This window comes from Methylophilus sp. Leaf408 (assembly GCF_916856905.1).
Classification (GTDB): Bacteria; Pseudomonadota; Gammaproteobacteria; order Burkholderiales; family Methylophilaceae; genus Methylophilus.
On the sequence record NZ_CAKASK010000001.1, the window covers coordinates 2,315,113 to 2,329,210 of the forward strand.

The following is a 14,098-nucleotide window of genomic DNA, read 5'->3' on the forward strand; positions in this document are numbered from 1 at the left end:
GTTAAAAATAAACGTTAACGCCATGAAGCAAACCCTCAAACTGTTTTTCGGCATTCTGTTGTTATGGGTACTGCTTTATCAAATATGGGTACTCGCACATATATTGTGGTGGGTTGATCATAATCCTGAATCAACGGCCTTTATGGAAGCGAGGTTAGAGGCCATGCAGGAAGCCAAACCTGAAGCCCGGCTGCAACAAAAATGGGTGCCTTATGCGAGGATGAGTTCGCATTTAAAACGTGCGGTGATTGCAGCTGAAGATAGCAAGTTTATCGAGCACCAGGGTTTTGACTGGAACGGGATAGAAACTGCGTTTGAAAAAAACCTTAAAAAAGGCAGGATTGTGGCTGGCGGCTCAACCATCAGCCAGCAATTGGCAAAGAATCTGTTTTTGTCAGGGCACCGTACACCCTGGCGCAAAGTGCAGGAAGCCATCATTACCTTTATGCTCGAAAACCTGATGAGCAAACGCCGTATACTGGAAATCTACCTGAACGTTATTGAGTGGGGTGATGGTGTGTTTGGCGCGGAAGCGGCGGCAAAACATTACTTTCACGGCAACGCCAAAGCACTTGGCCCGAGTGAAGCTGCACGGTTGGCAGCCATGATCCCCAATCCACGCTTTTATGACAATCACCGCAGCACACGCTTTTTAAACCGCCATGCCGCCACCATACAGGCCCGCATGCGATTGGTGAAAGTGCCCTGACTTTCAGGCTTTATTTAACCAATCAATCGCAGACAATACGCCTAGAATCCATAGCAGAACTATTTGTATGTGGCACAAACCACATCCGCAGTCAGTGCAAAGCACTGCAGGGGAAAGGTTGCATGTTGACCTTAGCCCTTTACAGCGAGATGTTCCAACAAGGGTGTGAGGTAACGGCCAGTATAACTGGCCGTATTTTTTGCCAGTGTCTCAGGCGTGCCCACGCCCACTACCATACCACCGCCATCGCCCCCTTCCGGGCCCATATCAATCAGCCAGTCTGCTGTTTTAATCACATCCAGGTTGTGCTCAATGATGACCACCGTATTACCGGCATCGCGTAGACGATGAATGACGTCCAGCAATAACTGGATATCCGCAAAGTGCAGGCCAGTGGTTGGTTCATCAAGGATATATAAGGTACGGCCGGTGTCACGTTTGCTCAACTCCAGTGCCAGTTTCACCCGTTGGGCTTCGCCGCCAGACAAAGTTGTCGCTGACTGACCCAAAGTGATGTAACCCAGGCCCACGTCCAGCAGGGTTTTGAGTTTCCGCGCAATCACCGGCTGCGCATTGAAAAAGTCATGCGCCTGCTCAACTGTCATTTCCAGTACTTCACGGATATTCTTGCCTTTGAACTGGATTTCCAGCGTCTCGCGGTTGTAACGGTGGCCTTTACATACATCACAAGGTACATACACATCCGGCAGGAAGTGCATTTCCACGCGTAAAACGCCGTCGCCCTGGCAAGCCTCGCAGCGCCCCCCTTTAACGTTAAAAGAATAACGTCCTGGGCCATAGCCACGTGCCCGGCTTTCCGGCACGCTGGCAAACAGGTCTCGGATAGGTGTGAATAAGCCGGTATAAGTCGCCGGGTTTGAACGCGGCGTACGGCCAATCGGGCTTTGATCAACATCGACAACTTTGTCGAAGAATTCCATGCCTTCGATATCTTGATAAGGCGCCGGCTCGGTAGTGCTGCCATATAAATGCGCGGCGACTGCACGGTATAGCGTATCGTTAATCAAGGTTGATTTACCGCTACCGGACACACCTGTCACACAGGTAAGCAGACCCACTGGTATTTCGATACTGACATTTTTCAGGTTATTGCCTGTGGTGCCATTCAGTTTAACCATGCGTTCCGGGTCAGGTTGCGTACGTGGCAACTTAAACTGGATTTTCTTTTTGCCGCTGATATATTGCCCGGTCAAAGAATTAGGGTCAGCCTGAATCTCGGCTGCGGTGCCGGAGGAAACAATCCTGCCGCCATGTTCGCCTGCGCCTGGACCAATATCGACAATAAAATCGGCCAGCAGAATGGCGTCCTGGTCATGCTCTACCACAATCACGCTATTACCCAGATCACGCAGACGTTTCAGGGTTTCCAGCAAGCGGTCATTATCACGTTGGTGCAGGCCAATGGATGGCTCATCGAGCACATACATCACGCCGGTAAGGCCGCTGCCGATTTGTGAAGCCAAGCGAATACGCTGCGCCTCGCCACCAGACAGTGTTTCCGCAGAACGTGAAAGCGACAGATATTCCAGGCCGACGTTGGTCAGGAATTTCAGGCGGCTTTCAATTTCCTTGACTATTTTCTCTGCAATCGCCAGCTTCTGGCCATTGAGTTGCAGGGTTTCAAAAAAATTGAGCGCCTGTTTAAGTGGCACTTCGCAAATCTGGTGGATATTTCTATCGCCTACTTTGACGTGACGGGCTTCTCTGCGCAAGCGGGTGCCGTGGCATTCCGGGCAAACTGTTGCATTGATATATTTGGCCAGCTCATCACGCACCGCTGTGGAATCGCTTTCGCGATAGCGGCGCTGAAGGTTATTGATAATGCCTTCGAAAGTATGTGATTTGCTGAAGAAAGTACCGCGTTCGTTCAGGTACTTGAAGGTAATCTGTTCACGGCCGGAACCAAACAACAAAGTTTGCTGAATATCTTCAGGTAGATTTTCAAATGGCGCTTCCAGGTCAAAGTCATAATGCTGACTGAGGCTGGCCAGCATCTGGAAGTAAAACTGGTTACGTTTGTCCCAGCCTTTAATGGCGCCGCTGGCCAGGGATAAATGCGGAAAAGCCACCACACGTTTTGGGTCAAAGAAAGTCACGTTACCCAAGCCATCGCATTTCGGGCAAGCGCCCATCGGATTATTAAAGCTGAATAAACGCGGCTCCAGTTCAGCCAGTGAATAGTCACACACCGGGCAGGAAAATTTGGCTGAAAACAGATGCTCTTTCTCGGTATCGATTTCCAGCGCAATCGCTTTGCCATCAGCCAGTCGCAACGCAGTTTCGAACGATTCTGCAATACGCTGCTTCATGTCTTGCCGCACCTTGAGGCGGTCAACCACCACGTCCACGCTATGCTTGGTGGTTTTGGCTAGCTGCGGCAGCTCATCCATCTCGTAGACTTTGCCGTCAATACGCAGGCGGACAAAGCCTTGTGCTTTCAGCATGTCAAACAAATCCAGCTGTTCACCTTTGCGGTTGGCAACGACAGGTGCCAGGATCATGAGCTTGGTATCTTCTGGCAGCTTGAGCGTGCTGTCCACCATCTGACTGACAGTTTGAGACTCTAATTTAATATGGTGGTCCGGGCACTCAGGATCGCCGGCGCGGGCATACAGCAAGCGTAAGTAGTCATGAATTTCAGTGACCGTGCCTACCGTTGAACGCGGGTTATGTGAGGTGGATTTTTGTTCGATGGAAATCGCAGGAGACAAACCTTCAATCAGGTCAACATCCGGCTTGTCCATACGTGCCAGAAACTGGCGTGCATAAGCCGACAGGCTTTCTACATAGCGGCGCTGGCCCTCCGCATACAAGGTATCGAAGGCCAGTGAGGATTTTCCCGAGCCGGAGAGGCCGGTGACAACCACAAGTTGGTTGCGTGGAATATCCAGATTGATGTTCTTCAGATTGTGGGTGCGCGCCCCGCGAATTTTGATAAATTCCATGATACTTTCACGAACAGACAGCCAACCTGATAATATACGCAATTATTCTGAATTTAGCCAAAGTTTCTTCTGGCGCCAACGTTCTTATTACTATTGTCCATGCAGTTCTCTGAAAAAATGACCCGGTTGGAAACGCGTGCAACGATTGCTCTCGCTTCCATCTACGGCTTACGCATGCTCGGCATGTTTTTAATCCTGCCAATTTTCGCTATCTATGCCGAAAAGCTCGAAGGCGGCAGTAACCATACCCTGATCGGCCTGGCACTTGGCGCTTACGGATTTATGCAGGTGATTTTCCAGCTACCGTTTGGCATCGCATCTGACCGTCTGGGCCGTAAAAAGCTGATTTATGTCGGCTTGATATTGTTTGCGATTGGCAGTATCTGCGCAGCAACCGCTACCGATATTTACATGGTGATCCTGGGGCGCGCCATTCAGGGCGCCGGCGCAATTTCTGCCGTTATCACTGCGCTGGTGGCCGACTCTACCCGTGAAGAGCACCGAACCCAGGCCATGGCCATGATAGGGGCCACCATAGGTTTAACATTTGCGGTTTCGTTAGTGCTTGGCCCAGTGCTTAACCAGTATATCGGCGTGCCGGGGATGTTCTGGTTGATGGCGGCTTTATCGATTGTCGCGATTGCCGTAGTCAAATTTGGCGTGCCGACACCGGTTAATGCGCATGTACATTCAGATGCACAAGCAGTGCCGGCCAGAATGCGTGAAGTACTCAAAGATAAGCAATTACTGCGTTTGAATTTTGGTACTTTTTGCCTGCATGGCGCGCAAATGGCCATGTTTATGGTGGTGCCTTTCGCGATCAAGCATAGCACCGGTATGAATGAGAACCTGCACTGGAAAATTTATTTGCCGGTGCTGATTGTTTCTTTCTTGTTGATGGTGCCGGTCATTATCTACGCAGAAAAAAAAGCCAAGCTGAAACCTGTGTTTGTCAGCGCGGTGGCATTGATGATGCTGACCCAGATTGCGTTTATTTTCAGCCTGGATTCTTTGACCGGTATCGTACTTGCCCTATTCAGTTATTTTCTGGCATTCAATATTCTTGAAGCCACCCTGCCTTCGCTAATCTCCAAAATGGCACCGGTGGCTGCCAAAGGTACAGCCATGGGCGTGCATAATACCGCGCAATCATTCGGTATGTTTTTAGGCGCAGCTATGGGTGGTTGCTTATCCAATTATTTTGGCAACAGTGCAGGTAGTGCGGTATTTTTACTCTGCGCAATCGCCATGCTGGTATGGCTGGGATTAGCGCTGGGCATGCAGCCGCCGCCCAGCGTCAAAACAAAAATGTTTAATATTCAAGGATATAACGATAGTCAGGCAGCGAAACTGGCGCAGGATATCCGCGCCATGGAAGGCGTTTTCGAAGCGGTCGCCATTCCCTCGGAGACGATGCTCATGGTAAAGTTAGAGAATCAGCGCAGTAAAGAATTTCAGGCGGCATTGTCGCAAGCAATCATGAACAGAATAGGGAGCTAGTCGTTATGGCATCAGTAAATAAAGTTATTTTGGTGGGCAATCTGGGGCGTGACCCAGAAGTGCGCTTTATGCCGAATGGCGAAGCAGTAGCCAACTTCAGTATTGCGACTACCGAAAACTGGAAAGACAAATCCGGCGTCAAGCAGGAAAAAACGGAATGGCACAACATTGTCATTTACCGCAAACTGGCCGAGATTGCCGGCGAATACCTGAAGAAAGGCCGTCCGGTCTATATTGAAGGCCGTTTGCAAACGCGTAAATGGGAAAAAGATGGCGTCACCCGCTACACCACTGAGATTATCGCTGACCAGATGCAAATGCTTGGTTCAGGACGTGAAGGTGGTAGTACCTCATACGATGGCGGTGACATGGACCAAAGCGGTGGATCGGATAATTACAACCAAGCGCCGGCACGTCAGCCTGCAGCAAATAATGCCGGTGGTAATCGCAATGCGTTTAGTCAGCCAGCGAGTAAACCGGCTGGCAACTTTGACGATTTTGATGACGATATCCCATTTTAAAAAACGCATTTCCAAGATAGCATCTAAAGCCCGAAAGCTTTTCGGGCTTTTTATTTGTCGATTATCTTGGAATGAAAATGCGACTGCATCATAAAAGATGGTTAGCGCTACTGTTTATTTTTCCTTTATTGATAAATGTGGCAGGCGCGCAAACGGTTAACAATTCACGTTTGGCAGCGATAAAGCACATTAAAACTGCCAAGCAAGAGATGAGTGCGCATACCGAAGACTTACGTGCATTGATGCTTGTCTTGTATGAGCTAAACCCGGATGAGCTCGCCAAAAGTACACAGGTAGGCGCGCGGGAAATGACAGAATGGGTTTTTGATGGCAAAGCGAACTGGAGATTTGAGGGGGTCCGGCGACTGCAAAAAGCGCAGACGATTGGATTGGCATTGGATCCCGATTTTGCAGGCGATCACATTCTCGCGTTAATTGTGGGTATTGAGACTTTGTTATTTGATGCCTATGGCGGCACCAATGAGTTTGATATACCAGAACTACAAAATGAGCAGAAATACATGCAGGCATTATGCGAATTGCAAAGAGTATTGCAAAAAACAACTACACAGACCGATACCTCAAAAGCAATCACCGTTCTCGAAAAGCCAACTTCAAGGCGTGAGATTCAAAATACGCTGCTGGCAATAATCAAGCGCCTCAATGCTAAAAATGTTAAGCAATCAGACCAGGCCTGTTTGCTAATCAATGATGTTGATTTACAGAATTAAGCGAGCCAAAGCGTGACTATCAAACACTACGGCCACTAGGTAGGACATGAGTTTCTAACAATTGTCCTCAAAGTAAGTGATCAACCCTACTTTCCTGATCAAACCAAATCACACTAGGCTTAGTTAGCCCTGCATCGAAATCTTATCCCGCGAAGTTGCAATTTTAACAATTGTTCATTTTATACATCCCTTGTTTAACCCTTGCTGGCAAGCCTTGGTTGACATTGAATTCAAGGCAATTTTATAATCCGCCGTCTTGTTAACAAAAATTAGTAAGTTTAATTAATTGTAATCAATCAAATGGATTATCATGGCAAATCAGCCACTTTTTCGACAAGCCGCACTCGCAGCACAAAAGAACCACTGGCTAGGTACCATTCTGATTATTCGGCCTTTGAGCTACGGCTTGCTCACGCTGATCGCAATTCTGTTTGCCGCCATGGTAGTGGCATTCATGGTTTGGGGGACTTATACCAAACGTAGCGCGGTGGTTGGCCAATTGATGCCGGAAACCGGTCTGGTCAAAGTGTATGCGCCGCAATTTGGCATTGTGGTCGAAAAGCGGGTGCGAGAAGGCCAAGCTGTTAAAAAGGATGACGTGCTGTTTGTGCTTTCCAGTGAACGCTATTCTGATGATCAAAGTTCTATCCAAGCTTCTATCAGCACCCAGCACAAGCAGCAACGGCAATCATTAACAGATGAAATCGTTAAAACCCGCTTACAGCAACGTGATGAACAGCAAGCTTTGCAATCGCGCCTGGATGGAATCAAAGATGAGCTTGAGCGACTGGAGGTGCAATACAGTGCCCAGCAAACCCGGGTTCAACTAAGCGATGAAGCGCATAAACGTTATCAGGGCTTGTTGGAGAAAAATTATATTTCCCGTGAGCAAACCCAGCAAAAGCAGGAAGACTGGATAGAGCAATCCACCCGGCTTGAATCCATGACGCGCGAGCAGATGCGTATGCGGCGTGAGCTGGTGGCCAGGCAGGACGAGTTATCTAGTTTGCGAGCCAAGCACCAGAACCAGATTGCCCAGCTGGAACGTAACGTTTCCAGTGTCAACCAGCAGCTCACCGAGAGCGAAGCCAAGCGCAGACTGGTGATCCGTGCGCCGGAATCGGGTACTGCGACCGCGGTGGTAGCCAATCTGGGTACAGCAGTCGAAGGCAGTCGCCCTCTGGTGAGCATTGTTCCTGCCGGTGCCACGCTAGAGGCTTATCTGTTTGCGCCTAGCCGGGCGGTAGGCTTTGTGCGTGAAGGCGTGCCAGTGCGATTACGCTACCAGGCCTACCCCTATCAAAAGTTTGGCCAGGCAAGTGGCCGGGTTGAGTCTGTCTCCAGGACGGCATTACCGGCAGGCGAGATTTTCACCCTCGGCAACCCTTCCGCTAACAACCAGAATAGCGAGCCTTACTATCGCATCACGGTGGCACTAGACCGGCAATCAATCACTGCTTATGGGCGTCAGCAACCGTTGCAGGCCGGTATGTTGCTGGATGCCGACATCATGCTTGAGCGCCGACGCTTGTATGAATGGGTGCTGGAGCCTTTGTTCAGCCTGACTGGCAAATTCTGATATGCATAAGAAAGTTAGCCATGTCTTTCCTTAATCAATTGTCCTTCGGCTTAGGGCGCAAACTTCCCGTCATTCTGCAAACCGAAGCCAGCGAATGCGGCCTGGCCTGCCTGGCCATGGTGGCGAATTATCATGGCTTTCGTACCGATCTGGCGACTTTACGGCGTTTGTTCGTGATCTCGATTAAAGGTACTACGCTGAATTACCTGATGGCAATGGCGCAAGCGGTTGGTTTTACCACCCGTCCGGTGAAGCTTGAGCTCGAGGACCTCAGGGATTTACGTAAGCCATGTATCCTGCACTGGAACTTCAATCATTTCGTGGTTTTGAAAGAGGTCGCAGCCAGGCATATTGTGATACATGACCCGGGGACGGGCTTGCGTAAACTTTCATTGGATGAGGTTTCTGCCAGCTTTACCGGCGTGGCACTCGAGCTATGGCCAAACCCCGGATTCAAACGGGTGACTTTTAAACAAAGCATCAAACTACGCGACATGATGGGGCATGTCACCGGTTTATACCGTTCACTGGGTCAGATCCTGTTGCTGGCGCTTGCGCTGGAAGTGTTTGCGCTGGTGTCACCCTTATATATGCAATGGGTAGTGGATCACGCGATTGTGGCTGCTGATTACGATTTGTTGACTACGCTGGCGATTGGTTTTGGCATATTAATGCTGATGCAACAAGCCATTACCACGGTACGGGCCTGGGTCATCATGCATATGGCGACTAACCTCAATGTGCAATGGCGGGCCAATATTTTTGCCCATCTGATTCGCCTGCCGGTCGATTTCTTTGAGAAGCGTCATCTTGGTGATGTGGTTTCAAGGTTTGGCGCGATTGACCAGATACAACGCACCCTGACCAGTACTTTTGTTGAAGCATTGCTGGATGGGCTGCTGACCATAGTTACGCTGGTGATGATGTTTTTATATAGTCCCCAGATGGCATGGATTGCGATTGGTGCAATGGTGCTATATGCATTAGGCCGCTGGCTATGGTTCAGGCCCTTGCGGAATGCGACTGAAGAGCAAATCGTGCATGCGGCCAAACAGCAGACCCATTTTATTGAAACGGTGCGCGGTGTGCGGGCGATCAAGCTGTTCCAGCGTCTGGATGAACGCAGAACAGGCTGGCTGAGTTTATTTGTAGAGCAAGTGAATGCTGACTTGCGCACGCAGAAGCTGCATGTATTGTATCGGCTGATCAACGGCCTGCTATTTGGCGTTGAGAGAGTGTTGATCATCTGGCTAGGTGCCAGGCTGGTGATTGCCGGTGATTTTACTGTAGGTGCCTTGCTGGCTTTTATTGCTTATAAAGACCAGTTTGTCTCACGCGTCAGTGCCCTGATTGATCGTCTGGTTGAAATGCGCATGCTGCACTTGCAAGGCGAGCGGCTGGCAGATATTGCTTTGACCGAACAGGAGCCTGTCTCAGTAGATGTCCTTAATAAACATGAGCTGGCAAGGTTGCCAGCTAATATCCAGATCAAAGGATTGCGCTACCGGTATGCGGACGCCGAGCCCTGGGTGCTGGACGGGGTAGACCTGCAGGTTAATGAAGGGGAGTCAGTAGCAATCGTCGGTTCTTCAGGTTGTGGTAAATCCACGTTGTTAAATATCCTGCTCGGTATCCGTAACGCCAACGAAGGCGAAGTGCTGATAGGCGGGCAGCCAATATCCAGATTAGGCCTGGAGCAACTGCGTAGCATGATAGGTGCAGTCATGCAGGATGATGCACTATTTGCAGGTTCGATCGCCGACAATATCTGTTTCTTTGACCAGCAAGCTGACTTCGACTGGATTGAAGAATGTGCACGTAAAGCCGCCGTTTATGAGGAAATCATGGCCATGCCCATGGGTTTTAATACCCTCATCGGCGATATGGGAGCCGCTATTTCTGGTGGTCAGAAGCAAAGGATTTTGCTGGCACGAGCGCTATATAAACGACCGCGCCTGCTGTTCCTCGATGAAGCCACCAGTCATCTTGACGTCACGCGTGAGGCCATGGTCAATCAGGAAATCCAGGCATTGAACATGACCCGTGTCATCATCGCGCACAGGCCTGAAACCATTGCTTCTGCTGATCGCGTGATTATGCTGCAGGCAGGCAAAGTGCAAACTGCCGCTGCTATTGCCCAATGACTGGTGCTGTGCAATGAAAAACTGTCTGGGGCTCGCGCTCTATTTAATCGGGCTTTTAAGTCAGCCTGCTTGGGCTCTCAAGCTGACTGATTTTCTGGAATTTCAGCAGCATATGCAGGGCAGTCCCGCAAAAAATATGTTGGTAACCCAGCCGGATACTACCAGTACCATTTGTGCGGACAGCCTGCCCGAACAACCATTGGCGCTGATTGATGTGGTTGAACAAGCGCTGTGCAACAACCCGCGGACCTCTGAAGTATGGGCTACCGCACGAGCTCAGGCAGCCCAGGTAGGTGTGCAGCGGGCCAATTATTTACCCAAGGTCACTCTCGTTTCCGGCATTTCCAAAATCCATAACGAAGTGACCAATTCGCGTTTTTCATTTCTCGATCAGGATAACCGTATCTTGAACCGCGCCCATAGTTTACGCCTGACATGGCTGGTTGCTGATTTCGGGCAGAGGTCTGCCAAAATGAACCAGGCAGAAGCCTTGCTGGATGCCGCGAATGCCCTGCATGACGCTGCCTTGCAAGAAGTCTTCATCAATGCTGCCCAAGCTTATTTTGATCATTTATCTACGCTAGCCATGCTCGGGTCTTATCAAGAGTCTGAAAAAGTCGCCAGGGAAAGCCTGGCCGCGGCTGCCGCGAAATTTAAGGCTGGTGTTGGCTTGTTGACTGACCAGTTACAGGCCCAAACCGCATATTCGCAAGCCAGGCTGGATAGAACTAAAGCTGAGGGGGATGTTAATAATGCGCATGGCGCATTGGCTTTGGCAATGGGCGTAGTCGCCAATACCCGTTTTAACGTGATAAATCGGAGTGATCAACTAGAAAAAACTGATTTTGTGACGACGGCCGACCAGATGATTCAAGAGGCAATTGAGTTTCATCCTTCAATCATCGCCGCCAAAGCCAAGTTGCGTGCGGCAAAAGAAAATATTAATGCAGTGAGTGCCGAAGGTTTGCCCACCTTGAGTTTCAACGCAGAAATCAGCCGGACTGATCAGTTAGGGCAGGCACAATTGGCCGGTGTTCCTGCTTCTGATGTGTATACGAATAACTCCACGGTGGGCTTACAGGTCAATGTGCCTTTGTTTGAAGGTTTTGCTCGCAAGCATCAGGTCGAATCGGCCGATGCCGAATCGCAAGTCCGCGCGAACGAGTTAAAGCGCGTTATCCAGCAAGTGACGCTGGAAGTCTGGAAAAGTTACCATGCGCTGGTTTCCGAACGCGAAAATTTACGTGCTTCGGAAGAGTTGGTCACTAATTCCCGAGAGGCATTTGCCGTAGCACAAGGCAGATATAACGCTGGCGTCGGCAATATCATCGAGTTGTTGAATGCGCAGAATGCCTGGGCAAACGCCAAGCAGCAAAATATTAAATCACTCTCAAGCTGGCGCACTGTCAGGCTTAAACTGGCAGCGAGTATGGGGCGTGTAGGGTTATGGGCAATCACTGATTAAGTTACAATAAATAGTATTATTTAACATGTATAAAGAAAATTGTTTACAAGTTAAATAAAATTATTTACATTCCTGTTTGGTTTTCTGTTTTGATGTCTTTTAGGAAGACCAAATTACTTAGTTAAAAGTAATGCTTCACTCGTCTATTAAGACCGAGTATCTAAAATTTAATAATGTGGAGAAAGTTATGGCAATTCAAGAATTAAACAAAGCTGAGATCGAAGTCGTTTCTGGTGGCGCAGCATTGAACCTGACTGCTCTGGTGAGCGGTTTGCCACTGGTTGGTGGGTTACTGGGTGGCGTATTGGGTCTAGTAGGTGGTTTGTTGAACAGTGTTTCAGGTTTGTTGACTGGTTTGCCGGTAGTTGGTCCTGTGTTGGGCAACGTATTAGGCGCTGTGTTTGGCGTAGTGGGTGGTGTCGTTACTTTGTAATTGAGCCCAGTTCAATTCAAGTAAAAAACCCCGCTCCGGCGGGGTTTTTTGAGATTAGCTATCTTGCTGAGGTTTGCAGTTTTTTAAATGCAAATGGTCACTATCATCCAGCGTCGTCTGGTCACCATTTAAACGTAAATCCATCGTGCCATAATGATAAAGTTGTTTGTCCTTGGCATCCCGCACCAGACCCACTTCATGATCCGGCAGCATTACCCAGGCATCTTCTCCATCTTTTGATAACTTCAGGCCAAAAGATTGAAAGTTTTCACATTGATAATGGATGGCATCTTTGCCATAGCGTGGCGTTTCTCTGGTGCCTTTCTCAAATACACGCGGCATTTCAAAACTTTTGCAGCCAAACAAAAAAGCTGAAACCATAGCCAGTAATAAAAATTGATAAGCGTTCTTCATTGTGTGTAAGGTGGTTTAAAGGTCATTAAAGGTTAGAGTGCCTAGCATTGTGCCAGTCATGGTTGGCAGACTCAATCACTTTTGAGTTGGCGGCTGGTAGGCTGCGCGGTGCAGTCTGTCTCTCAGCGCAGCCCAGGCAGGCGTGTCCGGTGGCGATTCAATGAGTATCACTGGCGCATGCAGTGCATCTAATGTGTGCAAGGCAGCATAGAGTTGTTCGGCAGCAGACACAGGATTTAGTGCCAGGGCGAGAGTGTTTTTAGTGATGCCTGTTGGATTTTCGTTGCCAAGTATTAAAGCGGCTGCTGCAGGTACGGTTGCAGCATACTCATCAAGTGCATGGCGTGAATCAAATAGAATACACGGAGTGCGCGGCGAGTAATGCAATAAATGCTGTCCTGGTGCTTTCGGTTTCTCGTCAGATGTGTGGCGAGCAGGTTTTCCAGCAACCAGTGTAATTACACTTTCTGAAATCATGCCTGGTCGCAATAATTCCCAGTCATCACCGTTGACACTCACAATGGTGGATTCGATACCTACCTGGCACGGGCCTCCATCTAAAACCGGAATATCATCCCCCAGGCTAAATTCAACATGAGCTGCTGTAGTCGGGCTTAGTTGGGTATATTTGTTAGCTGAAGGCGCTGCCAGCCCTAGCCCACTCTCTCTTAACAGCTGCAGGCAAACAACGTGGGATGGCACGCGTAAAGCTACCGTAGGCTCACCTGCCCGCACTGTTAGAGGGACGTCGGCTCGCGCTGGTAATACCAAGGTAAAGGGTCCTGGCCAGAATGCAGTTGCCAGTTTTTGCGCCAATGGCGGGAAGTCGCTTGCCCATTCGGTAATTTGATCTATTCCTGCAATGTGCACAATAAGCGGATTATTGGCAGGGCGCTCTTTAGTCGCATAGATTTTGGCAATCGCCTGGTCATTGCGCGCGTCAGCTGCCAGTCCATAGACAGTTTCTGTTGGGATAGCGACTACCTCACCCGCTTTTAACAGTTTGATCGCCTTGTCCAAAGATATACGCATCACTTACCCGAATCACAAAAAAGCTATTTTACTACTTAACAACTTTACTGCTTAATATCTGCTTCCTATAAAATGCTCGTTTTACCTAACTATCCCAATGGATGGAATGCTCATGCAAATTCAAGTTCAACATAATCCTGCCGAAACACAATTAAATAGCCTTGGTGTTTCCAAGTGGCCCACCTGGCAAAAAGAAGTATCTGTTTTTGACTGGACCTTCCATGAAGAAGAAAAAGCCTACATCCTGGCTGGTGAATGCGTTGTAACGCCTATAGGCGGTGCGCCGGTTTCTTTCGGCAAAGGTGACTTCGTCATTTTTCCTGCCGGGCTTAAAGTGAAATGGGAAGTTAAGCAGCCATTGCATAAACATTACCAGCTGGATGGCAATGTGTTGACGCAATCATGGAAGCGACTTAAAGCAGCTTTAAAATTAACCTGATAGTAAGCTGGTTAAAATGCTAATTTTGGCAATTTGTAACAAAATTGTAAAAATGAAAAATAAGGGTTGACCGCAAAGCTCAGCCCTATATAATGCGCACCTCGTTAACGCAAAGCGTTGATGTTGAAGGCCCTGGTGGCCCTGTTCTTTAAAAATTAGGATGAC

12 protein-coding genes are annotated in these 14,098 nt (G+C 49.0%); 9 read left to right on the forward strand and 3 right to left on the reverse strand.

The window, feature by feature from the left end:
• The first annotated feature begins 22 nt into the window (after positions 1 to 22).
• The gene (mtgA, locus tag LPA26_RS10815) at positions 23 to 709 is read left to right on the forward strand and encodes a monofunctional biosynthetic peptidoglycan transglycosylase (protein WP_229008297.1); all 687 of its coding nucleotides are present in this window, start codon (positions 23 to 25) and stop codon (positions 707 to 709) included.
• Between the two features lie 131 nt (positions 710 to 840).
• Here mtgA and uvrA read toward each other — a convergent pair whose 3' ends face one another.
• Positions 841 to 3,675, reverse strand: a complete 2,835-nt coding sequence (gene uvrA / locus LPA26_RS10820; RefSeq protein WP_229008298.1) for an excinuclease ABC subunit UvrA — start codon at positions 3,673 to 3,675, stop codon at positions 841 to 843.
• Between the two features lie 99 nt (positions 3,676 to 3,774).
• Here uvrA and LPA26_RS10825 point away from each other — a divergent pair, with 99 nt between their 5' ends.
• From LPA26_RS10825 to LPA26_RS10855, 7 genes are all read left to right on the forward strand, one after another.
• The gene (locus LPA26_RS10825) at positions 3,775 to 5,175 is read left to right on the forward strand and encodes an MFS transporter (protein ID WP_229008299.1); all 1,401 of its coding nucleotides are present in this window, start codon (positions 3,775 to 3,777) and stop codon (positions 5,173 to 5,175) included.
• Positions 5,176 to 5,180: 5 nt separating this feature from the next.
• Complete coding sequence (gene ssb, locus LPA26_RS10830) at positions 5,181 to 5,696, forward strand: single-stranded DNA-binding protein (protein ID WP_055830846.1); 516 nt, start codon at positions 5,181 to 5,183, stop codon at positions 5,694 to 5,696.
• Between the two features lie 77 nt (positions 5,697 to 5,773).
• Positions 5,774 to 6,427, forward strand: a complete 654-nt coding sequence (locus LPA26_RS10835) for a hypothetical protein (RefSeq protein ID WP_229008300.1) — start codon at positions 5,774 to 5,776, stop codon at positions 6,425 to 6,427.
• A 310-nt stretch (positions 6,428 to 6,737) separates the two neighbouring features.
• Positions 6,738 to 8,006: an HlyD family secretion protein gene (locus LPA26_RS10840; RefSeq protein WP_229008301.1), complete on the forward strand. Its 1,269-nt coding sequence runs from the start codon at positions 6,738 to 6,740 to the stop codon at positions 8,004 to 8,006.
• Between the two features lie 20 nt (positions 8,007 to 8,026).
• On the forward strand, positions 8,027 to 10,150 hold the full coding sequence (locus LPA26_RS10845) for a peptidase domain-containing ABC transporter (protein ID WP_229008302.1): 2,124 nt from the start codon (positions 8,027 to 8,029) through the stop codon (positions 10,148 to 10,150).
• Between the two features lie 136 nt (positions 10,151 to 10,286).
• Positions 10,287 to 11,615: a TolC family protein gene (locus tag LPA26_RS10850; protein ID WP_229008303.1), complete on the forward strand. Its 1,329-nt coding sequence runs from the start codon at positions 10,287 to 10,289 to the stop codon at positions 11,613 to 11,615.
• Positions 11,616 to 11,802: 187 nt separating this feature from the next.
• On the forward strand, positions 11,803 to 12,048 hold the full coding sequence (locus tag LPA26_RS10855) for a hypothetical protein (RefSeq protein WP_229008304.1): 246 nt from the start codon (positions 11,803 to 11,805) through the stop codon (positions 12,046 to 12,048).
• Between the two features lie 54 nt (positions 12,049 to 12,102).
• Here LPA26_RS10855 and LPA26_RS10860 read toward each other — a convergent pair whose 3' ends face one another.
• Both LPA26_RS10860 and LPA26_RS10865 read right to left on the reverse strand, forming a co-directional pair.
• Positions 12,103 to 12,390, reverse strand: a complete 288-nt coding sequence (locus LPA26_RS10860) for a hypothetical protein (RefSeq protein ID WP_229008305.1) — start codon at positions 12,388 to 12,390, stop codon at positions 12,103 to 12,105.
• 147 nt (positions 12,391 to 12,537) lie between these two features.
• Positions 12,538 to 13,494: an L-threonylcarbamoyladenylate synthase gene (locus LPA26_RS10865; RefSeq protein ID WP_229008306.1), complete on the reverse strand. Its 957-nt coding sequence runs from the start codon at positions 13,492 to 13,494 to the stop codon at positions 12,538 to 12,540.
• 112 nt (positions 13,495 to 13,606) lie between these two features.
• Here LPA26_RS10865 and LPA26_RS10870 point away from each other — a divergent pair, with 112 nt between their 5' ends.
• Complete coding sequence (locus LPA26_RS10870) at positions 13,607 to 13,933, forward strand: cupin domain-containing protein (RefSeq protein ID WP_055830860.1); 327 nt, start codon at positions 13,607 to 13,609, stop codon at positions 13,931 to 13,933.
• The last annotated feature ends 165 nt before the right edge of the window (positions 13,934 to 14,098 follow it).